Below are 24,159 nucleotides of genomic sequence, written 5' to 3' on the forward strand. Positions count from 1 at the left end.
AGGTGATACTATCGCTGATTATATCATGGCAGACACGCCGCTGCCTATCTATCTGCCCTACCCCCGTTTCCTGCTGAAAATGGAGATTTCCCAGACCGCCAAGCTGCTGTATTCGCTGCTGTTAGACCGTTCCACACTCTCCCAGAAGAACAAGTGGCAGGACGACGAGGGCAGGATATATATTATCTATCCAATCGCGGAGATAGCCGAAATACTGGATAAGGGCAGCACCACCATAAAGGGGGCGCTTAATGAACTGGACATGGCGGGGCTGCTGGAACGGGAACGGGGCGGCTTCTCCGCACCGAACCGGCTTTATGTCAAAGTGCCGCGAGTGCCACAGGTACAGTTTTCCGACCAACTGATGGCCGGAAATCCGACCCTCATAGAGCCGGAAAACCGTCCTACTGATGGTCAGAAAACCGACCTTATGATGGTCGGAAAACCGTCCCCTAACCAAACTACTATAAACAACCTTACAGAGAGCCAAACAAAGGGAGTGAGTGGGGAGCCGCCCGCGCCCTATGGCCGATACCAGAATATTTTTCTGTCGCAGACCGAATACGACGAGTTGCAGGCAGAGTACCCCGACAGGCTGGAACGGTTCATCGAGGAAATGAGCCGCTACCTTGCCGCCAACGGGAAAAGCTACCAGAACTATGCCGCCGCCCTGCGGATATGGGCGGGGAACGACAAAAAGAAAGCCCCGAAAAAGGGCATACCAGACTACTCATGCAAGGAGGGCGAGAGTTTATGAAGAACGAAATCAACGCTGTTTTGGAGAATATGACGACCACCGCCCCGGAGCCGGAGGACTACACCGGCGAGGACGGTTTACTGTACTGCGGCAAGTGCCGCAAGCCGAAAGAAGCCTATTTTGCGCCGGATAAGGCCGCTATCTTTGGCCGTGACCGTCACCCGGCAGAGTGCGACTGCCAGAGAACCGCCCGCGAGGAACGGGAGGCCGCCGAGAAGCGGCGCAGGCACCTTGACACCGTGGAAGAACTGAAACGCCGGGGCTTTACCGACCCCACCATGCGGGACTGGACTTTTGAGAACGACAACGGCAGGAACCCGCAGGCCGGGATTGCCCGCCGGTATGTGGAGCATTGGGCGGATATGCGAGCCGACAATATCGGCTGCCTGTTCTGGGGCGGCGTGGGAACCGGGAAAAGCTATCTTGCGGGCTGTATCGCAAACGCCCTCATGGAGAAAGAAATCCCCGTCCACATGACGAACTTTGCCCTTATCCTCAACGACCTTGCCGCCAGCTTTGAGAACCGCAACGAGTACATTTCCCGCCTTTGCCGCTATCCGCTGCTTATCATTGACGACTTCGGCATGGAGCGCGGGACGGAATACGGGCTGGAACAGGTTTTCAATGTGATTGACAGCCGTTACCGCAGCAGCAAGCCGCTGATCGTCACGACCAACCTCACGCTGGACGACCTGCGGAACCCGGAGGACACCGCCCATTCCCGGATTTATGACCGCCTGCTTTCCATGTGCGTCCCGGTACGCTTTACCGGCGACAACTTCCGGCAGGAAGCCGCGCAGCGGAAAATGGAGAGCATGAAGAAACTGATTACCGACTGAAAGGAGTATTGCCTATGGCAGATAACAAGCAGCCCGACACCCGCACCACCCGCCGCCCCGACTGCGTGACGGAAATCCGCATGGGCAATTCCGTCCTTGTCGTGTCCGGCTATTTCAAGAAAGACACTACCACCACCGCCGCCGACAAAATGGCGCGGGTACTGGAAGCGGAAGCCGCTGCTACACAAAAACCGGCAATTTGACAAATCATAAAGAAGCAGATTTTACACTTTTGCCGCTATACAGCCCGCCCTATTCCGTGGTACAATGAAACCACGGAATAGTGGGGCTGGCTGTCGGAAACGGAGGATTTTATGTTAAGACAAGCCACCCAAAACCTCATTACCGCCCTTTATCCGAGATTGTCCCATGAGGACGAGTTGCAAGGCGAGAGTAATTCCATATCGAACCAGAAAAGGATTTTGGAAACCTACGCCAAGCAGAACGGCTTTACTAATCTGCGCTGGTACACCGACGACGGCTTCTCCGGCGCGAACTTTCAAAGACCCGGTTTTCAAGCCATGCTTGCAGACATTGAAGCCGGGAAAGTCGGAACCGTCATAGTCAAGGACATGAGCCGGTTAGGGCGAAACTACTTGCAGGTAGGGTTTTACACGGAAATGCTGTTCCCTCAAAAGGGAGTGCGTTTTATCGCTGTCAACGACAATGTGGACAGCGCAAACGGCAGCATGGACAACGATTTTACCCCTCTGCGAAATCTGTTCAACGAATGGCTGGTGAGAGATACGAGCAAGAAAATCAAGGCAGTAAAACGAGCAAAAGGCATGAGCGGCAAGCCTGTTACCAGCAAGCCGGTCTATGGCTACCTCATGGACGAGGACGAGAACTATATCGTTGACGAGGAAACCGCGCCGGTTGTCCAGCAGATATACCAGCTTTGCCTTGCCGGGAATGGCCCGACCAAGATTGCCCGTATGCTTACGGAGCAGCAAATCCCCACGCCGGGGACGCTGGAATACCGCAGGACAGGCAGCACACGCCGCTACCACCCCGGCTATGAGTGTAAATGGGCGACAAACACCGTCGTTCATATCCTCGAAAACCGGGAGTACACCGGCTGTCTGGTAAACTTCAAGACGGAAAAGCCCTCTTACAAGGTCAAACACAGTGTAGAGAACCCCGTGGAGAAGCAGGCCATTTTTGAGAACCACCATGAGCCTATCATAGACCGGGAAACATGGGAGCGCGTGCAGGAGTTACGCAAGCAGCGCAAACGCCCGAACCGCTATGATGAAGTGGGGCTGTTCTCCGGTATGCTGTTCTGCGCCGACTGCGGCCATGTGATGTACCAGCAGCGGTATCAGAACAAGAACCGCAAGCAGGACTGTTACATCTGCGGCAGCTACAAGAAGCGCACCCGCGACTGTACGGCGCACTTTATCCGCACCGACCTGTTGACCGCCGGTGTCCTCTCCAATCTCCGGCAAGTGACGGAGTATGCCGCCAAGCATGAGAGCCGCTTTGTGAAGCTGCTTATCCAGCAGAACGAGATCGGCGGCAAGAGAAAGACCGCCGCAACCACCAGGCAGCTTGAACAGGCGCAGGAGCGCATTGCCGAAGTGAGCCGCATTATTAAGCGGCTGTATGAGGACAATGTGAACGGCAAAATCAGTGACGAGCGTTTCATGGAACTGTCAGCAGACTATGAGCAGGAACAGCGGGAACTGAAAGACCGCGCCGCCGCTTTGCAGGCCGAACTGGACAAGTCGCAGGCCGCCACCGTCAACGCGGAAAAGTTTATGGGTATCGTCCGAAAGCACCTTGCCTTTGAGGAATTGACCCCCACCCTCTTGCGGGAAATGATTGAAAAAATCGTCGTGCATGAGTGTAGCTATGACGAGAACGGCACCCGCAGGCAGGACATTGAGATTTATTACAGCTTTGTCGGCAAGATTGACTTGCCCGAAGCCTAACGCCCGACCTATCCGACACAATGGCCAAGTGCCGGATAGGAACGGCAAAATTTTTTACATTTCTATTACTTCTTTATCGCACATCAGTAAAGTCGCAGGGCATGAAACAGTTGATGGCGGGCGGCGGCGTTGCCCTTATCGGCCTTACCCTTGTCCCGCTGCTCTCCGGCCTGTTTGGATAATGCCACAAACTAACACTACCCGCCGCGCTCTCCCGCTTCACGCGGGAGGGCGCGGGAAAGGAGGGATTAGCTTTTGATATGGCAGATGATTGAAGATTGGTTTCGCGGCATTTTGACAGACGGAATACTCTCTAATCTCTCCGGGCTGTTCGACAGCGTAAATACAGAGGTTGGAGAAATCGCAACGCAAGTCGGCACAACCCCCGCCGGGTGGAACGCGGGCATATTCAATATGATACGCAGCCTATCGGAAAACGTCATTGTGCCGATTGCGGGCGTTATCATTACCTTTGTCATGTGCTACGAACTAATCCAGCTTGTAATTGAGAAAAACAATCTGCACGATCTCGACACTTGGATTTTCTTCAAGTGGATTTTCAAAACCTTTGTTGCGGTGCTGCTGGTAACAAATACTTGGAACATCGTCATGGGCGTATTTGACATTACACAGAGCGTCGTCAACGACAGCGCGGGCGTTATCATATCCGACACAAGCATAGATATTGCAACCGTTATCACCGATATAGAAGCAAAGCTGGACGCTATGAGCGTCGGCGGGCTTTTGGGGCTATGGTTTCAATCACTCTTTGTGGGGCTTACCATGAAAGCGTTGTCTATCTGTATCATGCTGGTGGTGTACGGGCGCATGATTGAAATATACCTTGTAACGAGTATCGCCCCTATCCCCGTTGCGACAATGGTAAATCGTGAATGGGGCGGCATGGGACAGAACTACTTAAAATCCTTGCTTGCCCTCGGTTTTCAGGCTTTTCTAATTCTTGTGTGCGTCGGTATTTATGCGGTTTTGATACAGACAATCGCAGCAACCGATGACATATCCGGCGCGATCTGGTCTTGCATGGGCTATACCGTCCTCTTGTGTTTTACGCTTTTCAAAACGGGAAGCCTTGCAAAATCCGTATTCAGCGCGCATTAAGGGGGTGCAGATGAAGAAATACAAAATCATTTACGCCGATCCCCCTTGGAGATACGCGAGAAGCAAGGTACAGGGCGCAGCGGAAAAGCACTATCCCACTATGAGTATTGAGGAACTTTGCGCTTTACCCGTCAAAGAAATTGCGGATAAGGACTGTATTTTATTCCTATGGGCGACGTTCCCGCAGCTTAAAGAAGCGTTGCAGTTAATCAAGGCTTGGGGATTTACCTATAAATCCGTTGCCTTTGTATGGTTAAAGCAAAATCGGAAATCGCCCACTTGGTTTTATGGCTTGGGCTTTTGGACGCGAGGAAATGCGGAAATCTGCTTGCTTGCTACCAAAGGACACCCGAAGCGACAATCAAACAAGGTACATCAATTTATTATTTCCCCTGTTGAGCAGCACAGCAAAAAGCCGGATATAACGCGGGAAAAGATACTTGCCCTTATGGGCGACCTACCGCGTATTGAACTGTTTGCAAGGCAGCATACCCCTGGTTGGGACGTATGGGGAAATGAAATCAAAAGCGACATACGGTTTGCCGGAAAGGAGGTTTGAAATGGCGTATGTAACCGTCCCAAAGGATTTAACCAAAATCAAGAGCAAGGTAATGTTCAACCTTACCAAAAGACAATTACTCTGTTTCGGCGCGGCGGTGGCTATCGGGCTACCGCTATTCTTTTTGACAAAGGACAGCGCGGGAACGACAACGGCGGCTTTGTGCATGGTGCTTGCCATGCTGCCCATGTTCCTACTCGCTATGTACGAGAAGAACGGGCAACCGCTGGAAGTGATTATACGGCAATTTGTGGAAGTGAAGTTTCTTCGCCCCAAAGAGCGACCTTATCAGACCAACAATTTTTATACCGCCCTTGCGCGGCAGGAGCGATTAGATAAGGAGGTACGGGCGATTGTCAAAGGAAAAGGGAAAGACCCAAAACAAAAAGCGTAAACTTACGCGGCAGGAAAAGAAACAGATCGACGCGCTTATCCGGCAGTCAAAGGGCGACGGGAAGCCCCATACGGCGCAGGACAGCATACCGTTTGAACGAATGTATAAGGACGGGATTTGCCGCCTTGCAAACGGGCGGTATTCCAAGTGCATTGAGTTTGAAGATATTAACTATCAGCTTGCGCAGCCGGACGACAAGACCGCCATTTTTGAAGCCCTTTGCGATATGTATAACTCTTTTGACGCTTCTATCAGTGTGCAGCTTTCCTTAATCAGCCGCCATGCGAACAAGGAGGATTTCAAGAGCAGTATCACGATTGCCCCACAGAATGACGACTTTGACAGTATCAGAGCCGAATACACCGAAATGCTGCAAACACAGCTTGAACGCGGCAACAACGGGCTTATCAAGACAAAGTTTCTCACCTTTACCATTGAAGCAAAAGATATTAAATCGGCGCGGGCGCGGCTTGCCCGTATCGAAACGGACACCCTCAACCATTTTAAGGTGATCGGCGCGGCGGCGCGGGTATTGGACGGGAAGCAGCGGCTTGAAGTGCTGCATGGGCTTTTCCACCCGGACGGGGAACGCTTCAACTTTGCGTGGGAATGGCTACCCGTAAGCGGCCTTTCCGTCAAAGACTTTATTGCCCCGTCCTCTTTCCGTTTTGGCGACGGGCGAATGTTTCAAATGGGCGGGAAGTTTGGCGCGGTTTCCTTTTTGCAGATTGCCGCGCCGGAACTTTCAGACCGTATGCTTGCCGACTTCATGGAAGCGGAAAACGGGATTGTCGTCAATCTGCACATTCAGAGTATCGACCACAACGAAGCGATCAAGACGATCAAGCGGAAAATCACCGACCTTGACTGTATGAAAATCGAGGAACAGAAAAAGGCAATCCGCAGCGGCTACGATATGGATATAATTCCGTCCGACCTTGCCACCTACGGCGGCGAAGCGAAAAACCTTTTGCGGGATTTGCAGAGCCGGAACGAGCGAATGTTTTTGCTTACGCTGTTAGTTTTGAATGTGGCAGACACAAAGCAGAAATTGGACAACGACGTATTTCAGGCCGCAAGTATCGCACAGAAATACAACTGTATGCTCACCCGCCTTGACTACCGGCAGGAACAGGGGCTTATGTCCTCTATCCCATTGGGCGAAAACCTAATCCAAATCCAGCGGGGCTTGACGACTTCCAGCACCGCCATTTTCGTCCCCTTTACGGTACAAGAGCTGTTCCAAAGCGGCGAAGCGTTGTATTACGGCTTAAACGCATTATCGAATAACATGATTTTGTGCGACAGGAAAAGGCTGAAGAACCCTAACGGCTTGATACTCGGCACACCCGGCAGCGGCAAGAGTTTTTCGGCAAAGCGCGAGATCACCAACGCTTTTCTCATTACCGCAGACGATATTATCATTTGCGACCCGGAAGCGGAATATTACCCCCTTGTGGAACGGCTGAAAGGGCAGGTTATCAAGGTTTCGCAGAACAGCACGCAGTACATTAACCCGATGGATATAAACCTCAATTACAGCGAGGGCGACACGCCCATAGCCTTAAAGAGCGATTTTATCCTTTCCTTTTGCGAGTTGATTATGGGCGGCAAAAACGGGCTGGAAGCGGTTGAAAAGACTTTGATTGACCGCGCCGTTATCAGCGTGTACCGCAGCTACCTTGCAGACCCGAAGCCGGAGAATATGCCGATTTTGGGCGACCTCTACAATGAAATCAAGAAGCAGCCGGAAAAGGAAGCGCAGCGTATCGCGTCGGCATTGGAACTCTATGTAAATGGCAGTTTGAACGTGTTTAACCACCAAACAAACGTTGACATTCACAACCGCCTTGTCTGCTTTGATATTAAAGAACTCGGCACCCAGCTACGAAAACTCGGTATGCTCATTGTCCAAGATCAAGTTTGGAACAGAGTTACCATAAACCGCAGCGAAGGCAAGGCGACGCGGTACTATATCGACGAGTTTCATTTGCTGCTCAAAGAGGAACAGACCGCAGCGTACAGCGTTGAGATTTGGAAGCGTTTTAGAAAATGGGGCGGTATTCCGACAGGTATCACCCAAAACGTGAAAGATTTGTTATCGTCCCGCGAGGTGGAGAACATTTTTGAAAACAGCGATTTTGTGTATATGCTCAACCAAGCCCAGGGCGACAGGGAAATCCTTGCAAAGCAGCTTAACATTTCGCAGCAGCAAATGACCTATGTAACCCATTCCGACGCGGGCGAGGGGCTTATCTTCTATGGCAACGTGATTTTGCCCTTTATTGACCGTTTCCCGCAAGATACGGAACTCTATCGTGTAATGACGACCAAACCCGGCGAGGTGTCGGCATGAGGATAGAAATGGACAAAATCTATTGCGGCGACAGCTTGCAGGTGCTTCAAACCTTGCCGGAAAATGCAGTTGATTGTTGCGTAACGTCCCCACCCTACTATGCCTTGCGGGACTACGGCGCAGACGGGCAGATCGGACGGGAAGCAACGCCGGAGGAATATGTTTCCCGTATTACGGCGGTATTCCATGAGGTAAAGCGGGTGCTTACGCCGGAGGGTACTTGTTGGCTGAATATCGCGGACACTTATTGCGGCACAGGCAGCAAAGCCGACCACCAAGACCCCAAATACCCCAAAGGCAGGAACGGGCAGCAAGTGGCGTTTAACCACCGCGCCCCCGGCTGCAAGCCCAAAGATTTAATTGGTATTCCGTGGCTTGTAGCCCTCGCCTTGCGGGGCGACGGTTGGTATTTGCGCAGTTCTATCATTTGGCACAAAACAAACCCCATGCCGGAAAGCACGCGGGACAGGCCGACCCGCTGCTATGAATATGTGTTTCTGCTTACCAAGTCAAAGAAGTATTATTACGATTGGCAAGCAGTAGCCGAGCCGATAGCCCCCACAACGGCGGGGCGGCTGAAAAGCGGAGTTAGCAAAGGAAATAAGTATAACGTTACTGTTCCGGGGCAAAACCAACCGCAGAAAATCAACCGCCCCCGCGAAAAGGGCGCATACGCCGACGAGTTGATTTCTCCCGTCCGCAGCCGCCGCAACGTTTGGCAGATTAACAATGTCGGCTATCATGGCGGGCATTTCGCAGCGTTCCCGCCGAAACTTGCGGAAACGTGCATTTTGGCGGGCTGTCCCATCGGCGGGATTGTCCTTGACCCCTTTTTCGGCAGCGGCACGACGGGCATGGTAGCAAAACGGCTTAACCGCCGCTATATCGGCATTGAGTTAAACCCCGACTATTGCGAACTTGCAAAACAGCGGATTGGAGGTGATGAAGATTGAGCAAGGAACTGAAAGCCCCCGACAAGGTAACGCAAAAAATGACCCGCGACGGTGCGGTTGCGGAAAACCTCACGACGGGCGAAACGTCCAGTATCAGCGAAAGGCCGCAGGAAGAAAACTATTCAGCCCCCGCAGGGGTGGCAGCGGAAAAGGTTGTGCAGCATATCGGCGCAGAGATTGAGCGACACGCAGCAAAAGGCGCGGAGAAAAAAGCCCTTGACGCGACGCAGCCTAAAACCCATTCTTCCCGCTTGCAGTTTTCCGAAGCGGAACGGGCAACGCCGGAACTTCAAAAAGCGATCAAGAAATCGGATAAGGCGGCAGACTGTTTAGACGCAGCGCGGGCGGCTATCCCCAAGCAGACCAAAATCAAGAAAGAGCGCGTTTTTGACGAAGCGAAAGGCAAGGCAAAGACGCGCCTTTCCTTTGAAAAGACGGATAAGCCCCCAAACGGCAAGTTGCGGCATAACCCCTTATCCCGTCCGGCACAGGAGTTAAACAGTACCGTACATGGGAAAATCTACGAGGTAGAGAAAGAAAACGTCGGTGTGGAAAGCGGGCACCGGGTAGAACTTGCCGGAGAGAAAGCGGGCGGCATGGCGGCGCGGGCAGTTAAGGGCGGCATACGCCGCCATAAGCTGAAACCCTACCGGGCAGCGGCGGCAGCGGAAAAACAAGCGGTAAAGGCAAACGCAGATTTTCTCTATCAAAAGGCGTTGCACGATAACCCCGCGCTTGCGCACTCCAACCCCATTTCCCGTTTTTGGCAGAAGCAGCGCATTAAAAAGCAGTATGCAAAAACGCTGAAAGCGGGCGGCAAAGCGAAAAAAACCGCTGAAGCCACCGCAAAGGCGGCGAAGAAAACCGCGCAGGAAACCAAACGGGCGACGTTCTTTGTTGTCCGGCATTGGAAAGGCTGCTTGATTGTGGGCGGGATTGCCTTTATCGTGCTGCTGCTTTTCGGCGGGCTGTCCTCTTGCTCCCTCTTTGGCGGCAACAGCGGCAGCGGCTTGATTGCGTCGTCCTATCTCTCCGAGGACGCGGATATAACGGGCGCGGAAAGCGCGTATGCCGCTATGGAAGCCGAGTTACAAGATATGCTGGACAATATCGAAAGCGAATACCCCGGCTATGACGAATACCGGGTAAACGCGGACGAGATCGAGCATGACCCCTATGTGCTAATTTCTATCCTTTCCGCGTGGCATGAGGGCGTGTTTACACTCGATGAAGTGCAAAGCACCCTTGAAATGCTCTTTGAGAAACAGTATATCTTGACGGTCGAGGAAGAAGTACAGGTACGCTACCGCACCGAAACAAGGACGGACAGCGAGGGCAACCCCTATACGGTTGAAGTCCCCTATAACTATTACATTCTTCATGTGGATTTGGAAAACTTCAACCTCTCCCATGTCCCCGTTTACATCATGGGCGAAGAACAGCTATCCATGTACGCTATGTATATGTCGTCGCTGGGAAACAGACCCGACCTTTTCCCGCAATCCGGCTATGTGTCTAAATACTATGAAAACCCGCCCGCCGATTATGAAGTACCCGCCGCGCTGCTGGGTTCCGATGAAAAGTTTGCGCGGCTCATGGAGGAAGCAGATAAATACGTCGGTTTTCCCTATGTGTGGGGCGGCAGCACCCCGGAAACCTCTTTTGATTGCAGCGGCTTTGTGAGTTATGTGTTGACGAACAGCGGCCTATACAATACGGGCAGACTTGGGGCGCAAGGGCTTTACAACATCTCAACCCCTGTTTCTAACCCGCAGCCGGGGGATTTGGTGTTCTTTACGGGTACATACGACACCCCCGGCGTTTCCCATGTGGGGATTTATGTGGGCGAGGACGGGGACGGAAGCCCCGTCATGCTGCATTGTGGCGACCCTATCCAGTATTCAAAGCTGGACACCAGCTATTGGCAATCCCACTTTTACGCCTACGGGCGGTTAAATTACAATTAAAAGGAGTTGAAAAATGAATATTGTATCTTTTGGCGGCGGCACGAATAGTGCCGCCTTACTTATTGGCCTATACAAGCACAAAATCCCGATTGACCTTATCACCTTTGCCGATACGGGCGCGGAACACCCGCATACCTATCAATTTATCGAGATAATCAATCAATGGCTTGCGGAACACGGTATGCCGCAGATTACCGTTGTGCAGTATGTTGACCGCTACGGCAACCGCCTATCTCTTGAAACCGAGTGCTTGCGCTCTCATACGCTCCCGTCGATTGCCTACGGGCATAAGCGTTGTTCGCAGAAACACAAAATCGCACCGCAGGAAAAGTTTTGCAACCACTATGCGCCTTGCCGCGAAGTATGGCAGCGCGGCGAGAAAGTCAACCGCTATATCGGCTATGACGCGGGAGAAGTGAAACGGTATGAACATTCCCGCAAGTACAACGAAGCCGACAAAAAATATCATAACCGCTACCCCCTCATTGAAGAATGGGGCTGGAACAGGGACGATTGTATCCGGGAAATCAAAGCGGCAGGATTGCCGCAGCCGGGTAAATCGTCCTGTTTCTTTTGTCCGAGCATGAAGAAACAAGAGATTTTATATCTCAAAGAACACTATCCCGATCTATTTAACCGGGCGGCGACTTTGGAAGAAAACGCTATGCCCTATCTTAAAACCGTTAAGGGATTGGGGCGCAGCTATTCATGGAAAGAACAGTTTGGAAAGGAGTAAATGACTATGGCGAACACGAAACTTGACCGTATCGAAAGGGATATTGAGAAAACGAGGGCAAAAATCCTTGAACAGCAAAAGAAGCTGAAAGACCTTGAAGCGCAGAAAGTCGAGGAAGAAAACGCGCAGATCGTGCAAATGGTAAAGGCGGTACACCTTGACGGGACGCAGCTTGCCGCGTTCCTCTCCGCTTACGCCAGCGGCGAAATCACCTTGCCGCAGCCGGAAGCCACTTACCCCGCCGAACAGGAGGACAACGACAATGAAGAATAAAAAGATAATCCGAAAGTTTACCGTATTGCTTGCCGCACTGGTTATCATGTGCGGCTTTTCTGTTACCGCTTATGCGGGCGGTGGCGATGAAAGCGACGACACGCCTACCCCCGTAACCGAGGAAACCCCCGCGCCGGAAACCGAGCCGGAAGAAACGACGGGCGGCTATGAGCCGCAGCCCCTTACCCCGGACGGGAATATGTCCCTTGTGGACGATATAACGGGTGAAGCGTCCGGCGACAAGCAGTTTATCACCGTCGTTACCAAAAGTGGCAACTATTTTTACATCATCATTGACCGCGCCGAGGACGGGGAAAATACCGTCCATTTCCTTAACCAAGTGGACGAAGCGGATTTAACCGCCCTTATGGAGGACGGGCAGACCGAAGCCCCCGTTTGTAGCTGCACCGATAAATGCGTTGCCGGAAGCGTCAACACCGCTTGCCCGGTTTGCAGCGTCAACATGAGCGAGTGCGCGGGTGTGGAAGCCGAGCCGGAGCCGGAAGAAACCGAGCAGCCGCCGGAAGAAGAAAAAGGCGGCGGCATGGGTATTCTGCTTGTCGTGCTGCTTGTTGCCGCAGCGGGCGGCGGCGCGTTCTACTACTTTAAGATTTTGAAGCCCAAAAAGGACGCGGCGAAAGGCAGCAGCAGCCTTGACGACCTTGATTTTGACGAGGACGACGAGGAAACGGAAGTAGTCGAAACCGAACAGACCGAGCAGGAGGACGATAATCTATGAAACTTGTAATTGCAGAAAAACCGAGCGTCGGGGCGGCGATTGCCGCCGTTATGGGCGCGAATGAAAAGCGCAGCGGATATTTTGAGGGCGGCGGCTACCTTGTGTCGTGGTGTATCGGGCATTTGATTAGCCTTGCAGACGCGGCGACCTACAATGAACAATTCCGTAAATGGAAGTACGACGATCTTCCCATTGTCCCGCAGGAGTGGCAGTTTATTGTTGCCAGCGGCAAGGAGCAGCAGTTTTCCATTCTCAAAGACCTTATGCACCGCAGCGACGTTACCGAGATTATCAATGCTTGCGACAGCGGGCGCGAGGGGGAACTCATTTTCCGCTTTGTCTATGAACAGGCGAATTGCAAAAAGCCCTTTTCCCGCCTTTGGATTAGCAGCATGGAAGCAAGTGCAATCCGCGAGGGCTTTTCAAATCTCAAAGACGGGCGCGGCTATGACAACCTCTATCAATCCGCGCTTTGCAGAGCAAAGGCCGATTGGCTCATTGGCATTAACGCGACCCGCCTTTTCTCTATCCTCTACCATAAAACATTGAATGTCGGCAGAGTGCAAACGCCCACCCTTGCTATGCTGGTAAACCGCGACTATGCAATCAGCAGCTTTAAGAAAGAGAAATATCATGTCGTCCGGCTGGACGTTGGCGGCGTTGCCGCCCTTTCCGAAAGGCAGGACGACGAAGCGGCGGCGCGGCAGATGAAAGCGGCTTGCGAGAAATCGCAGGCCGTTTGTACTTCCCTTAAAAAAGAGAAAAAGACCGCAGCCCCGCCGAAACTGTTTGACCTCACCGCCTTGCAGCGGGAAGCAAACCGTTTGTATGGGTTTACGGCGAAACAGACCCTTGACTATGCGCAAGCCCTTTATGAAAAACGGCTTTTGACCTATCCCCGCACCGACAGCAAATATATCACTTCCGATATGGAGGGCAGCACAAAGGAACTTATCACCGGCCTTTGCGCTGCTCTCCCCTTTATGCAGGGCGTGAAGCTGCAAGCCGACCTTGCGAGGATTTGCGACAACAGCAAAGTAACCGACCATCACGCCATTTTGCCGACAGCGGAGTTTGTGAAAACGGGCTTTTCTTCCCTTGCCGAAAGTGAGAAAAAGCTAATGACCCTTGTGTGCGCAAAACTGCTTTGCGCCGTTGCCGCGCCCTATGAGTATGAAGCGGTTACGGCGGTTTTCACTTGCGGCGGCTATACCTTTACCGCAAAGGGCAGGACGACGCTTTGCGAGGGTTGGCGCGAGATTGAAAGACTATCCCGCGCCGCGTCCGGGGAACAGGACGAGGACGCAGAGCCGGAAGCGGTTTTACCCCCGCTTGCCGAGGGGCAGACCTTTGACAATCCGGCAGCGGAGATCTCCGAACGTTACACGCAGCCCCCAAAGGCATTTACCGAAGATACGTTACTTTCGGCTATGGAGAGTGCGGGAAAGGAGGACACGCCGGAGGACGCGGAGCGCAAAGGGTTAGGCACCACCGCGACGCGGGCGGGTATCATTGAAAAACTCATTAGCGCGGGCTTTGCCGAGCGCAAGGGCAAAAAGCTAATCCCCACAAAGGACGGGTATAACCTTGTCGCTATTCTGCCCGACAGCCTTACGTCCCCGCAGCTTACGGCAGAATGGGAAACGCGCCTTACCGGGATTGCAAAGGGCAGCGACAGCCCCGCCGACTTCATGCGCGGGATTGAGGAAATGACAGCGGGGCTTGTCAAGACCTATTCCGCGATTTCCGAGGATAAAGCGAAGCTGTTTACCCCGCAGCGGGAAGCAATCGGCACTTGCCCCCGTTGCGGCGCGGCGGTTTACGAGGGCAAGAAAAACTTTTACTGCTCCGACAGGGCTTGCAGCTTTGTGATGTGGAAGAATGACCGCTTTTTTGAGCAGCGCAAAAAGGCTTTCACAAAGGCGATTGCCGCCGCCCTTTTGAAAGACGGAAAGGTAAAAATCAAAGGTATGTACTCGACCAAGACGGGAAAGACCTTTGACGGAGTTGTGCTGCTTGCCGACACAGGCGGCAAGTATGTAAACTTCCGCGTCGAGCAGAACCGAAAATGATAAGGCTTGATGAAAAGCAATACCGCGCCGTAAAGAAAATGACCCGCGCCGCTTGTGCAAACAACGATTGCGGGAATTGTCTGCTGCTGGACGACGGGGAAACTTGCGTTTGTGTGCAGAGTATCAGCTATTCGCTGCTATGCCGCTATTTCCGCGAAGCGGTATTACCCGCCGACAGGCAGCTTTGCGAACAGATCACCCGCAGCGGGGAAACCGATTTGAAGCGTTGCGCGGTATGCGGCAGCACGTTTGCGGCGGGCAGCAACCGGGCGAAATACTGCCCCGATTGCGCGGCAAAGATACGCCGCAGACAGAAAGCCCAAAGCGAGAGAAACAGGCGTTTACGGATAAAAACAACTACATAGCAAGCACAGCAAACGAGTACCCGTTTGCGAGAAATGCCCGCGCTTCCCATAGAGAGCGCGGGCATTTTGCTTGTTGGGATAGTCCCAAACCCTTATATGACCGAGAAAGGACGTGATGAAAGAATATGCCGTATTCCTCATACGACCATGACAAATTAGAAGCCGCCGAAACCATGCGGATAGAACGCCGGATATATTTTGAAGCAAAGGACAGGGAGATTGCCCCTTATGCTTCCTTGCCGATTGCGCAGCTACTTTCCATGCGCAGCGAAAGCGCGGCGGCAGAACAGGCGATTTTTGACGACCTTAAAGAACGCGCCGCCGCATGGGAAGAACAGGCGGGAAGAACGCTTTTGCTGGATAAAACACTTGAATATGTGAGAACGCCGCACGTCCAGCACACCGCTAACGAGTGGCAGACCACCGAGCATAACCGCCATATTCGCAGCAACCGGGTATATCAGATGAATTACTACATTTACGAGAATACCCGCTACGACAAAGAAGCGCAGAAATCTATCCCGTATTCATGGACGCTTACATGGAGCGTGCGCACCAACAGCCCAAGCAGAACCCAAGCGAAGATTGCCGGACAAGATAGAAAGGTTTTCACCGACAAGGCAGCTATGGAAAAGTATCTGAATGGGCGTATCAAAGCGTATGACCGCTTGTTTACGGAAATCTCCCCGCCTATCCCGCAGGAGTACGCCGACTATTTCAAAGTAAACGGTATGCTCATGCCGGACTACACCATAGAGGGCGAAGAACCCCCGCAGCAGCAACAGGCGGCAGCTATCCCCGAAAATACCGGGCAGGAAAAGGAGCGTGAACACATGAGCGAACAGTTTTCTATTATGATAGGCAACCGCAGCCGCTTTGACGCGGGCGACCCCGGCGGCTATTGGTTGGATATGCCCGCCACAAAGGAGCAGTTGCACGAAGCTATGCGGAACGTCGGCATTACCGCCGACAACCCGCAGGATTTTTCCATTCGCGGCTATTCCGACGACCCGGAGAAACATATTGCCTTGCCTTATGAAATGGTATGCGCCGCCGACGTGGACGAACTCAATTTTCTTGCGGCGCGGCTCGAACAGCTTGACCCCGCCGAGGTTGGCAAGCTGAACGCAGCTTTGCAGCAGAAAAACGGGCTTGCAAATATTGGACAGGTAATTGACTTCACCTACAACGTGGATTTTTACGTCCATATCCCCGAAGTACATAACTACCACGATTTGGGCGACTATTACTTAAATCAATCCGGCATGGTACAAATGCCCGAAGAATGGAAAGGCGGCATTGACCTTTCTACTTTTGGCAGGAACGCTGCCGCGCAGGAAAAAGGCGCGTTTACCGAGTACGGCTATATCGTGGAAAGCGGCGACGAGTGGGAACGGCAGTTTGAGGGGCGCGAAGTGCCGGAAGAATACCGCATTATGAGTTACCCGCAGCCGGAGCGCGGCGAACAGGACAAAGCCTATATGGACGCAGCCGAAACGCAGCAAGCAGACGCACAGGCCGCAGAGCCGCAGCAGCCCCGCCCCGTCGTCCCCATTATCCTTACTTCCGAAAAGCCCGCCGAAAAGGTAAAGGAGATCACCGCGCGTTTGGAACAGGGCGTACAGGCGATTTTTGACAGCGACCGCTACAAAGAGTTTCTAACCGCTATGTCAAAGTTCCATGATTATAGTTTGAATAACACTATCCTAATTGCTATGCAGGGCGGCAATTTGGTAATGGGCTTCCGTCAATGGGAAAAGGAGTTTGACCGCCATGTAAAGAAAGGCGAGAAAGGCATTAAAATCTTTGCCCCCGCGCCCTACAAGGTGAAAAAGCTGGTTGATAAAATCGACCCCGAAACGAGAAAGCCCATGCTTGACCGCGAGGGAAAAGTGGTAAAGGAAGAAAAGGAAATCACCGTCCCCGCCTTTAAGGTTATAACCGTCTTTGATATTTCGCAGACCGAGGGCAAGGAGTTTCCCGACCTTTCCGTTAAACCGCTGCTTGCCGATGTGGAGCAGTACGAGGATTTTTTCGCCGCCCTTGAAAAAGCGTCCCCCGTCCCGATTGCATTTGAGCAGATCACAAACGGCGCAAATGGGTATTTCAGTTTGACCGACAAGCGTATTGCAATCAAAGAGGGCGTGAGTGAATTACAGGCGGTAAAGACCGCCATTCACGAAATCGCCCATGCGAAGCTGCACGACGTAGACTTAAACGCCCCGCCGGAGCAGCAAAACCGCGTTGACCGCCATACCTGCGAGGTAGAAGCGGAAAGCGTCGCTTATACGGTTTGCCAGCATTTCGGCCTTGATACTTCCGATTACTCTTTCGGCTATGTGGCTGGTTGGAGCAGCGGCAAGGAAATGACCGAGTTAAAAGCGTCCCTTGAAACAATACAGACCACCGCAAAGGAACTCATTACCGAGATTGAGGGGCATTTTACCGAGTTGCAGCAGCAGCGGCAAGCCGAGCAGGAGCAGGGCGATACCTTTTCCATTTATCAGTTAAAGCGCGGGGACGAAACAAGGGACTTGCGCTTTGAGCCTTATGACCGTCTGCAAGCGGCTGGACTTACCATTGACCGGGTAAATTATGAACTCGTCTATACTGCACCGCTTACAAAGGATATGACGCTGGGCGACATTTGGGAAAGGTTTAATATCGACCACCCCGCCGACTTTAAGGGGCATAGCCTTTCCGTTTCCGACATTGTTGTGCTTCATCAGAACGACGAGGACACCGCCCACTATGTAGACAGTATCGGTTTTCAGCAAGTGCCGGAGTTTTTGCAGGAGCAGCAGACCCCCGTATTTGACAAGCTGCCGCCCGAACAGCAGCAAGCCTTGTCCGACACCGTACAAGACACTTTGCAAATGCTGGTTGACGCAGACAAGCGGATTTATGGCGACGTTACGGGCAAGACCCTTGAAGCAATCGCGGCGCAAGGATATTCCTACAAGGACGGGCAGCTTGAAAAGCAGCAGCCGGAAGCGACCCCCGACAGCCTTTTGACGGGTGAAACCGTTAGAACGCCGAGGGGCAATTTTCATATTACCGATATGAGCCGTGAACAGATCGAAGCGGCGGGATTTGGTTTTCACCATGCGTCGGAGGACGGGAAGTATCTCATTATGGGGAATGGCACACAGGCTTATGCCATAGCCGCCGAGCAGCCGCAGCGGGATAATCCCTTAAAGCACGTCGAGGACACCATAGAGCAGAACGACAACAATTTTGACGGGCTTATCAACAATACGCCGCAAACGCCCACCGTTGCAGATTTTGAGCAGCGGGCAAAGGCGGGGGAAGCGATTTCCGTTACCGACCTTGCAAAAGCGGTAAAAGCCGAGAAACGGGAACAGCCGCAGAAAAAACCGTCCATTTTGAAGAAGCTGGACGAATACAAGAAACAGGCGGCGCAGCAGCCGAAAGATAAACAGAAAGAGCATAAAAAGGATTTGGAGGTTTGATAGCATGAATACCCGCTTTACCATTGAGGAAGAAAACATTGTTGCGATCTACGCCGAGGACAGCCGGGAAACAACGCTTGAAAATATCCTTGCCGCCATGCCCTACATGGACGAGGATATGCGCCAGCTTGCCGCCGCAGCGGTGAACAAGCTGCAAGCCATGACGGACAGCGAGTTTTCCGAAAGGGAGTTTATCTTGACCGACGAGGAATAGCCCATAGAGAACAGGGGCGCGGTTGCCGATTTCCGGCACCGCGCCCCTGTTCTTTTTTTGTCCTTGCGTGGACAATTAGAAAGCCGTTTTTGCGGGTTTGAATATACTTTATCGTCTATGTCGTTTTCATGCGCTGGAAGCCGCAGAAACACAGGCGTTTTCAGCCCTTAACATTCCACTTGCCACCCCATGTTTTGCGCCTTATCGCTCCTGCTCCCGCGCCCTGCTTTGGGACGGGTAAAGAATACTATCGACGTTCTTTTTGACAACGCCGTATTCCTGCATTTGCTTCTTGGCTTGCCGATAATCTTCATACAATTTGGTTTTCCTGTCGTTTAAGCTTCTATACTCCTTGCGCAGCGCGGCGAGATCGGGCAGCTTCTTTATCTGCATTTCCTTTAATGCCCTTGCCGCAGCTTCAAACAGGATAATTTCGCTTTCATGCCCCCGCAGATACTTTTCCTTGTCCGGCGATTTTCGGTATTCATCGTAAATCGGTTTTAACTGTCGGTATGTGGTGGTGTGCTTGATAAGCAGCGACAAATCAGACATACGCTGTTCCACTTCCTTAACCGCCTTTGCCGCCGCGTCATGAGCGGTCATAATATCGGCTATCTTGCTTTCAAGTTCGCTATAATACTCAATCTTGTTTTCGGTTAGGAAGTTCATGCTTTTAGCAGCCTGTTTCAGATTATGGATTTTTGCCCACCGTTCATAGCCCGCCGACTGTTGGGCTTTGATACTGTTTTCAAGATCGACGACAAGCCGGATTTTCTTATCTTCCCGCAGCGTTTTTGTTTTGGCAACATACACGCCCTTGATACGCTCCTTTATCGCTTCTTCCGTATAGGCCGCGCCGAGCGTCTTTGTGCGGGTAAACCGTTCCTGTCCGGCAGCGCGAAAGGAAATGTATTTGCCCTGTTTGATTTCATACCCCATTTCCTGCAAGCGGCGCAGCAGTTCGTCAAAATCTTTCACTTGGGGAATGAGAGTATCTATCGCCGTTTTCAGCTTTGCTTTGTAGCTTGTCCCTTGCTTTTCGGCGGTGTATTCTGCATAGCTTTTTCCCTTGTCCTGTCCCGGTACGACGACGGATAGCCCATGCTCTTTACATATCCTGTCGCTGGTGCGCCGGATAAAGTGATAGCTTTGCTTGTTGGAATGGTACTTTTTGTAGTCAACGAAGCTAACCGCGTTGAAAATCAAGTGATTATGCAGATGGTCTTTATCGACGTGAGTTGTCAAAACAAACTCATACTTGCCGCCTAATACCGCCCCGGCAAGTTCCATGCCGATTTTGTGCGCTTCTTCCGGTGTGGTTTCTCCCACCGCAAAGGATTGTATCAAGTGCCGCCCTAAATGTGTGCCGCGATCTCCGGCAGCTTCCCGCGTCCATGCAAACTCAATATCGGCGGTTTCCAGCCCGCAGCCGAAAGAGGACGCAAGCAGCTTCCCGTCTGTCTTTTCGGGATTTAAGATATAGTCTATCGCAGCCTTTAAGGTTGATTTAATAGGGTGCGTCTTTGTAACCGCCATATCTCGTCCACCGCCTTTTTAATGTCCTCTATATCCTGCCTGTAAACCGTCCCCGTCGCATTGGCGCGTTTTGCAATTTGGTTGATGTTCCGGCTCACCGCTTGCAGTTCCCGGATATATGCTTTTGTGTCGCTTCGGTCAACGACAAGAATATACCCGTCTATCGCCATTTTACGGAAGTATGCCCCATACTGCTTTATGGGAAGCTGCTTCATCTTCTCGTCGATCAGCCGCTTTTCTTCTTCCGTAACGTAAAACTTCATCTGTATATTTCTCTTTCGGTTTTCCATTTCCGCACCGCCTTTCGGTATAAGGGTTTGGGATTATCCCAACAAGCATTTTCCGCAAACGGGTACTCGTTTGCTGTGCTTGCTATCTACTCCATACCCCCACCGAAAGGCGGTATTTGTTGCGCGTTCCTTTGATTTTGGACGCAAAAAAAGATTGCAGCCGCCATGCGCTGCAATCTCCCGATTTCTCATATTGTGAGGTTAATCCTCTGCTTTTTCGACTTCCGTTATCTCCCTTGCTGTTGCGGTTACAATCCGTATGCCTTTATCGCTCATACCGTCCAGCAGCGCGTCAAGCTGCCGCCGCCCGGTGGATTTCTCCGCATTGCTGTTCGGGAAGAAAAATTGATCTACCGAAATATGATACCGGGTTACAAGGTCATAGAATACCTGTAAACTCGGCTGTTGTCCCTTGTTCTCGATATTCGCAAGGTAGCGCGGGGAAATATATAACTCGTCGCTTACCTTTTTGCGGCTCTCGCCGTATTCATTTCTCGCGGCTTTTATAGCTGCCCCGAAAGCCTTAAAGTCGTACAATGGTACGGGTCTTTTTGCCATTTTCATTCACCCTGTTACATTTTACAGTTCACCTTTCTTTTTGGATATGTCCACACAATTCATATCATTAGGTTAAATACTTCCTGTTGTGTATTGACAGTAGACTGATTTTCTGATAAAATAAAATTTATGTAAAAGGAGGCGGCGTTTATGTTGCATAGCATGCGTATTAGATAAGCATTGAAAAAAAGGATTTTCCCATTTTCAACATGGGCTTTTTTGTCATGCTTATTTTGCGGATGCTATACAAAAAACTAACGACGTATAGATATAGTATAGACATAGTGCAAGCTATGCCTTAGTTTTGTTGTACTGCTCTGTGCATTATAAATGCAGGTCAATGCTCATGTTGAGGATTGACCTGCATTTTTTTGTGTAAAAAGGACGAGTGAAATATAATGCTTAAAAAATATTGGATAAAATGTCCGATTTGTAACGGAAAGACGAGAGTTCAAGTATTTCATAATACTGTATTAAAAGATTTTCCTCTTTTCTGCCCTAAATGCAAATTGACGCATATCATTGATGTAGAAAAATTAGAGATTGTAATCAAAAATACAGAAAAACAAACTTTTATTATTTAGAAGAAAGGATATAAAAATGAAACGTTTACCTAAATATACGCCTGCGGAAGTACGGAATGATCCATACGGATTTACTTACAAAGAAATGTCGGAAGTTATTGGCGAGAATGAAGCAAAAGCCTTATATGAAGAATTATATAAGCAATTACCACGCAAAAAAAATCTATCAATGTTGGTAAAAAATATTTGCAAAAGCAGTGATACTGAAAAGTATGTTTACGAACTGAAAGACAACAAATACATTGAAACGGTTTTTATCAAGCGGCGAGATGGTGGAACTGTTTGCGTGAGCACACAAGTCGGTTGTCCTGTTGGTTGTATTTTTTGTGAGTCCGGGCGAAATGGCTTTGTTCGTAATCTAACATCGTCAGAAATCGTACAACAGATTATATTGTTGCGTCGAAAAGTAAACCGTATCGTTTTTATGGGTATGGGAGAGCCTTTATTCAATTATGACAACTTGATAAAAGCAATCCATATTCTCCGAGATAGATATGGGCTCAACTTTCCAACCGACGGCATTACCATATCAACAGTTGGTCCGGTCGATCAATTAAAAAAATTGCGCGAGGAACATCTTAAAATTCAGTTGACAATATCTTTACACGCAGCAACACAATCTGCAAGAAATCGTATTATTCCTCACATGCGCATATATGCTATTGAAGATGTTGTTAAGCAAGCCTTATCCTATTCTGAAAGGCATAATCGCAAAATTGTCTTTGCGTATTTGCTTTTACCGGGTATAAATGACCGGCCCTCAGATGTAAGACAACTTGCAAAATGGTTTCGGGGCAAAAAAGTTATGATTAACGTGTTACAATACAACCCAACAAGCAATTCAAGAATTAAAGCACCACAGAAACGGGAAATAGTTGCATTCAAACATCAATTAGAGCAAGCAGGACTTGAAGTTACTATGAGAGTTTCTCATGGCAGAGAGATTAACGCGGCTTGTGGACAGTTAGCTAACACATATAATAAATTCAAAAAAAATGATTAAAAGTGCCAGACGCATAGACGCAGAGCCGATAACGCATTAGGTCAAAAAACCTATGTGTTATCGGCTTTTTTATTTAATATTGCGCAAAAGCCGCTGTTCCCTATTATAGAATGGATTGCGGGTAGTGTATTAAAGTCGCCCTTTTTTAAGGATACGGCGGTATCGGGGAGGTATCGCCGTGTCCATTTTTATTTACTGTAACCCGCCTAATGCTTTGCGGTCAAAAAAAGCTATGCTCCGCAAGCGGGATATTCCGGCTATGAATGTGAACTGTCAATACATTTAGCTACTGCTTACATTTCCTTTGCGCCCGTCCGCGTCTTGCGGACGGGCGCATTTTGCTTTTTTCAACTTTTTTCTGAAAAGCGCACTCAAGAGCCATCTCCCGAACGGGTACGGAGCGAAAGGGGCAGAGAGGACAAGCCCTTAACTCCCGTCCTCTACTCCACGCGGGAAGGAGGTGAACTCTATGGAGCTATCTTCTTCCGACAAGGAAAGAATACAACATCAGTACGACGCATTAGCAAAGAAAACTTTGGTCGGCGAAGCGAAAAGCCACCGCCGCACTCTTGCGAAACGCGCAGCACGCGAAGTTACTTTTTCGGATTTGAGCGAAAGCGAACTCGCGCAGCTTTTCACAACGGACGAATACGAAAGCGATTATTTCCGTTTTCAAGTGTCCGGCTTTGATGTACTCGTCAAAAATGAACTGCTTGCCGAAGCCCTTAACGCTTTGCCCGAAAGGAAACGCGACATTATCCTTTTGTCCTACTTCTTGGATATGAGCGACGCGGAAATTGGCGAACTGCTGAATGTTGTACGCACGACGGTTTTCCGGCACAGGAAATCCGCGCTTGCGAAAATCAAACAGTATTTGGAGGGAAAAGCAGATGATGAATACCGTTAGGAAGTCTGAAAATCTGTTGCCGTTCCCTGTCATTTCCGCAGCGGCAAACGGCGACACAACCGCCATGTGCGCGATCTTGAAGCACTACGAGGGTTACATAGCGAAACTTTGTACCCGCACGCTGAAAGACGACGCGGGCAATACCTATTCCTATGTGGACGAGGAAATGCGTAACAGGCTGCAAGTGCGCCTTATTACCCGCACCCTTGCTTTTCATGTAGGATAATCTTTTAGCCCATGCGGGGAGCGTGTCCCCTTTCCACGCTTCCCGTTATGGGCTATTTGTCGTTCCGCAAAAGCATATCCGCTGTTGATGTGCTTTTGCAGGCCGACAAAGCCTATTGTTCTTTGACAAAGAAAGCGGCCTTTGGTGCGCAGCATAACAGGCAAACGGGTACATTCCGTCTGTACCGAGCCAGTCGGCGGGTACGCCATGACAGCTTTTCCCCATAGGGGAAAAGCCGAGCGAGAACTACCGCGCCGTAAAACAGGTTTAGCAGCTTGTGGGCGACGACATACAAGGCGGCACAA

25 protein-coding genes are annotated in these 24,159 nt (G+C 50.9%); 22 read left to right on the plus strand and 3 right to left on the minus strand.

Translation table 11 applies throughout. The features are described from left to right. The first annotated feature begins 22 nt into the window (after window positions 1–22). The 18 genes from HNP82_RS14265 (at window position 23) to HNP82_RS14350 (ending at window position 18,750) form a co-directional block, all read left to right on the plus strand. Window positions 23–757 (plus strand): replication initiator protein A, encoded by a 735-nt coding sequence (locus HNP82_RS14265; protein ID WP_070087590.1) that lies wholly within the window; start codon window positions 23–25, stop codon window positions 755–757. Further along, the gene (locus HNP82_RS14270) at window positions 754–1,596 is read left to right on the plus strand and encodes an ATP-binding protein (protein ID WP_070087577.1); all 843 of its coding nucleotides are present in this window, start codon (window positions 754–756) and stop codon (window positions 1,594–1,596) included. Before HNP82_RS14265 ends, HNP82_RS14270 begins: the two co-directional genes overlap by 4 nt. A gap of 14 nt (window positions 1,597–1,610) precedes the next feature. Next, on the plus strand, window positions 1,611–1,799 hold the full coding sequence (locus HNP82_RS14275; protein WP_070087576.1) for a transposon-encoded TnpW family protein: 189 nt from the start codon (window positions 1,611–1,613) through the stop codon (window positions 1,797–1,799). Window positions 1,800–1,910: 111 nt separating this feature from the next. Beyond that, a complete protein-coding gene (locus tag HNP82_RS14280) occupies window positions 1,911–3,530 on the plus strand; it encodes a recombinase family protein (protein WP_070087575.1) in 1,620 nt (539 codons plus the stop codon). A gap of 20 nt (window positions 3,531–3,550) precedes the next feature. Beyond that, window positions 3,551–3,712 carry a Maff2 family mobile element protein gene (locus HNP82_RS18695; protein ID WP_087273017.1) on the plus strand — a complete coding sequence of 54 codons (162 nt, stop codon included), beginning with the start codon at window positions 3,551–3,553 and terminating at the stop codon, window positions 3,710–3,712. Window positions 3,713–3,797: 85 nt separating this feature from the next. Next, the gene (locus HNP82_RS14290) at window positions 3,798–4,649 is read left to right on the plus strand and encodes a VirB6/TrbL-like conjugal transfer protein, CD1112 family (RefSeq protein WP_003502113.1); all 852 of its coding nucleotides are present in this window, start codon (window positions 3,798–3,800) and stop codon (window positions 4,647–4,649) included. A gap of 10 nt (window positions 4,650–4,659) precedes the next feature. After that, the gene (locus HNP82_RS14295; RefSeq protein ID WP_002604480.1) at window positions 4,660–5,208 is read left to right on the plus strand and encodes an MT-A70 family methyltransferase; all 549 of its coding nucleotides are present in this window, start codon (window positions 4,660–4,662) and stop codon (window positions 5,206–5,208) included. 1 nt (window position 5,209) lies between these two features. Then, window positions 5,210–5,602, plus strand: coding sequence for a PrgI family protein (locus HNP82_RS14300; protein ID WP_002604479.1), 393 nt, complete (start codon window positions 5,210–5,212; stop codon window positions 5,600–5,602). After that, on the plus strand, window positions 5,562–7,958 hold the full coding sequence (locus HNP82_RS14305) for a VirB4-like conjugal transfer ATPase, CD1110 family (protein WP_183775792.1): 2,397 nt from the start codon (window positions 5,562–5,564) through the stop codon (window positions 7,956–7,958). Before HNP82_RS14300 ends, HNP82_RS14305 begins: the two co-directional genes overlap by 41 nt. Further along, entirely contained in the window at window positions 7,955–8,911 is a 957-nt protein-coding gene (locus HNP82_RS14310; protein ID WP_002604477.1) for a DNA-methyltransferase, read from the plus strand. Before HNP82_RS14305 ends, HNP82_RS14310 begins: the two co-directional genes overlap by 4 nt. Beyond that, the gene (locus HNP82_RS14315; protein WP_002604476.1) at window positions 8,908–10,878 is read left to right on the plus strand and encodes a C40 family peptidase; all 1,971 of its coding nucleotides are present in this window, start codon (window positions 8,908–8,910) and stop codon (window positions 10,876–10,878) included. The genes HNP82_RS14310 and HNP82_RS14315 overlap by 4 nt, the downstream gene beginning before the upstream one ends. 13 nt (window positions 10,879–10,891) lie before the next feature. Then, the gene (locus HNP82_RS14320; protein WP_002604475.1) at window positions 10,892–11,614 is read left to right on the plus strand and encodes a phosphoadenosine phosphosulfate reductase domain-containing protein; all 723 of its coding nucleotides are present in this window, start codon (window positions 10,892–10,894) and stop codon (window positions 11,612–11,614) included. A 6-nt stretch (window positions 11,615–11,620) separates the two neighbouring features. Next, entirely contained in the window at window positions 11,621–11,887 is a 267-nt protein-coding gene (locus HNP82_RS14325; RefSeq protein ID WP_002584965.1) for a DUF4315 family protein, read from the plus strand. Next, the gene (locus tag HNP82_RS14330) at window positions 11,877–12,626 is read left to right on the plus strand and encodes a DUF4366 domain-containing protein (RefSeq protein WP_002584964.1); all 750 of its coding nucleotides are present in this window, start codon (window positions 11,877–11,879) and stop codon (window positions 12,624–12,626) included. Before HNP82_RS14325 ends, HNP82_RS14330 begins: the two co-directional genes overlap by 11 nt. Next, window positions 12,623–14,698 (plus strand): type IA DNA topoisomerase, encoded by a 2,076-nt coding sequence (locus HNP82_RS14335; RefSeq protein WP_002584963.1) that lies wholly within the window; start codon window positions 12,623–12,625, stop codon window positions 14,696–14,698. Before HNP82_RS14330 ends, HNP82_RS14335 begins: the two co-directional genes overlap by 4 nt. After that, the gene (locus tag HNP82_RS14340; RefSeq protein WP_002584962.1) at window positions 14,695–15,063 is read left to right on the plus strand and encodes a cysteine-rich VLP domain-containing protein; all 369 of its coding nucleotides are present in this window, start codon (window positions 14,695–14,697) and stop codon (window positions 15,061–15,063) included. The genes HNP82_RS14335 and HNP82_RS14340 overlap by 4 nt, the downstream gene beginning before the upstream one ends. A 125-nt stretch (window positions 15,064–15,188) precedes the next feature. Continuing rightward, window positions 15,189–18,536: a YodL domain-containing protein gene (locus HNP82_RS14345; RefSeq protein WP_002584961.1), complete on the plus strand. Its 3,348-nt coding sequence runs from the start codon at window positions 15,189–15,191 to the stop codon at window positions 18,534–18,536. A 4-nt stretch (window positions 18,537–18,540) separates the two neighbouring features. Beyond that, a complete protein-coding gene (locus tag HNP82_RS14350) occupies window positions 18,541–18,750 on the plus strand; it encodes a transposon-transfer assisting family protein (protein WP_002584960.1) in 210 nt (69 codons plus the stop codon). A 201-nt stretch (window positions 18,751–18,951) separates the two neighbouring features. On the opposite strand, the gene HNP82_RS14355 is transcribed toward HNP82_RS14350, so the two are convergent. From HNP82_RS14355 to HNP82_RS14365, 3 genes are all read right to left on the minus strand, one after another. After that, window positions 18,952–20,286 carry a relaxase/mobilization nuclease domain-containing protein gene (locus HNP82_RS14355; protein ID WP_002584959.1) on the minus strand — a complete coding sequence of 445 codons (1,335 nt, stop codon included), beginning with the start codon at window positions 20,284–20,286 and terminating at the stop codon, window positions 18,952–18,954. Further along, window positions 20,247–20,576 carry a plasmid mobilization protein gene (locus tag HNP82_RS14360; RefSeq protein ID WP_002584958.1) on the minus strand — a complete coding sequence of 110 codons (330 nt, stop codon included), beginning with the start codon at window positions 20,574–20,576 and terminating at the stop codon, window positions 20,247–20,249. The genes HNP82_RS14355 and HNP82_RS14360 overlap by 40 nt, the downstream gene beginning before the upstream one ends. 201 nt (window positions 20,577–20,777) lie before the next feature. Then, on the minus strand, window positions 20,778–21,134 hold the full coding sequence (locus HNP82_RS14365) for a helix-turn-helix transcriptional regulator (protein WP_002584957.1): 357 nt from the start codon (window positions 21,132–21,134) through the stop codon (window positions 20,778–20,780). A 398-nt stretch (window positions 21,135–21,532) separates the two neighbouring features. Between HNP82_RS14365 and HNP82_RS14370 the strand changes: the two genes are divergently transcribed. From HNP82_RS14370 to HNP82_RS14385, 4 genes are all read left to right on the plus strand, one after another. Further along, window positions 21,533–21,718: a cysteine-rich KTR domain-containing protein gene (locus HNP82_RS14370; protein ID WP_003431289.1), complete on the plus strand. Its 186-nt coding sequence runs from the start codon at window positions 21,533–21,535 to the stop codon at window positions 21,716–21,718. Window positions 21,719–21,734: 16 nt separating this feature from the next. After that, window positions 21,735–22,721 (plus strand): 23S rRNA (adenine(2503)-C(2))-methyltransferase RlmN, encoded by a 987-nt coding sequence (gene rlmN, locus HNP82_RS14375; protein WP_006774449.1) that lies wholly within the window; start codon window positions 21,735–21,737, stop codon window positions 22,719–22,721. Between the two features lie 469 nt (window positions 22,722–23,190). Continuing rightward, window positions 23,191–23,628, plus strand: coding sequence for a sigma-70 family RNA polymerase sigma factor (locus HNP82_RS14380; protein WP_002604474.1), 438 nt, complete (start codon window positions 23,191–23,193; stop codon window positions 23,626–23,628). Then, window positions 23,612–23,854 (plus strand): helix-turn-helix domain-containing protein, encoded by a 243-nt coding sequence (locus tag HNP82_RS14385; RefSeq protein ID WP_002604473.1) that lies wholly within the window; start codon window positions 23,612–23,614, stop codon window positions 23,852–23,854. Before HNP82_RS14380 ends, HNP82_RS14385 begins: the two co-directional genes overlap by 17 nt. Window positions 23,855–24,159 lie beyond the last annotated feature (305 nt).

It is taken from the genome of Catenibacillus scindens, assembly GCF_014202115.1.
Classification (GTDB): domain Bacteria; phylum Bacillota; class Clostridia; order Lachnospirales; family Lachnospiraceae; genus Catenibacillus; species Catenibacillus scindens.

Bases quoted from the DNA above. Each gene is read 5' to 3' on its own strand.
- HNP82_RS14355 (WP_002584959.1), bottom strand. From the start codon at position 20,286: ATGGCGGTTACAAAGACGCACCCTATTAAATCAACCTTAAAGGCTGCG.
- HNP82_RS14385 (WP_002604473.1), top strand. From the start codon at position 23,612: ATGATGAATACCGTTAGGAAGTCTGAAAATCTGTTGCCGTTCCCTGTC.
- HNP82_RS14370 (WP_003431289.1), top strand. From the start codon at position 21,533: ATGCTTAAAAAATATTGGATAAAATGTCCGATTTGTAACGGAAAGACG.
- HNP82_RS14360 (WP_002584958.1), bottom strand. From the start codon at position 20,576: ATGGAAAACCGAAAGAGAAATATACAGATGAAGTTTTACGTTACGGAA.
- HNP82_RS14300 (WP_002604479.1), top strand. From the start codon at position 5,210: ATGGCGTATGTAACCGTCCCAAAGGATTTAACCAAAATCAAGAGCAAG.
- HNP82_RS14345 (WP_002584961.1), top strand. From the start codon at position 15,189: ATGCCGTATTCCTCATACGACCATGACAAATTAGAAGCCGCCGAAACC.
- HNP82_RS14280 (WP_070087575.1), top strand. From the start codon at position 1,911: ATGTTAAGACAAGCCACCCAAAACCTCATTACCGCCCTTTATCCGAGA.
- HNP82_RS14290 (WP_003502113.1), top strand. From the start codon at position 3,798: ATGATTGAAGATTGGTTTCGCGGCATTTTGACAGACGGAATACTCTCT.
- HNP82_RS14365 (WP_002584957.1), bottom strand. From the start codon at position 21,134: ATGGCAAAAAGACCCGTACCATTGTACGACTTTAAGGCTTTCGGGGCA.
- HNP82_RS18695 (WP_087273017.1), top strand. From the start codon at position 3,551: ATGGCCAAGTGCCGGATAGGAACGGCAAAATTTTTTACATTTCTATTA.
- HNP82_RS14340 (WP_002584962.1), top strand. From the start codon at position 14,695: ATGATAAGGCTTGATGAAAAGCAATACCGCGCCGTAAAGAAAATGACC.
- rlmN (WP_006774449.1), top strand. From the start codon at position 21,735: ATGAAACGTTTACCTAAATATACGCCTGCGGAAGTACGGAATGATCCA.
- HNP82_RS14275 (WP_070087576.1), top strand. From the start codon at position 1,611: ATGGCAGATAACAAGCAGCCCGACACCCGCACCACCCGCCGCCCCGAC.
- HNP82_RS14320 (WP_002604475.1), top strand. From the start codon at position 10,892: ATGAATATTGTATCTTTTGGCGGCGGCACGAATAGTGCCGCCTTACTT.
- HNP82_RS14330 (WP_002584964.1), top strand. From the start codon at position 11,877: ATGAAGAATAAAAAGATAATCCGAAAGTTTACCGTATTGCTTGCCGCA.
- HNP82_RS14335 (WP_002584963.1), top strand. From the start codon at position 12,623: ATGAAACTTGTAATTGCAGAAAAACCGAGCGTCGGGGCGGCGATTGCC.
- HNP82_RS14295 (WP_002604480.1), top strand. From the start codon at position 4,660: ATGAAGAAATACAAAATCATTTACGCCGATCCCCCTTGGAGATACGCG.
- HNP82_RS14350 (WP_002584960.1), top strand. From the start codon at position 18,541: ATGAATACCCGCTTTACCATTGAGGAAGAAAACATTGTTGCGATCTAC.
- HNP82_RS14380 (WP_002604474.1), top strand. From the start codon at position 23,191: ATGGAGCTATCTTCTTCCGACAAGGAAAGAATACAACATCAGTACGAC.
- HNP82_RS14325 (WP_002584965.1), top strand. From the start codon at position 11,621: ATGGCGAACACGAAACTTGACCGTATCGAAAGGGATATTGAGAAAACG.
- HNP82_RS14270 (WP_070087577.1), top strand. From the start codon at position 754: ATGAAGAACGAAATCAACGCTGTTTTGGAGAATATGACGACCACCGCC.
- HNP82_RS14310 (WP_002604477.1), top strand. From the start codon at position 7,955: ATGAGGATAGAAATGGACAAAATCTATTGCGGCGACAGCTTGCAGGTG.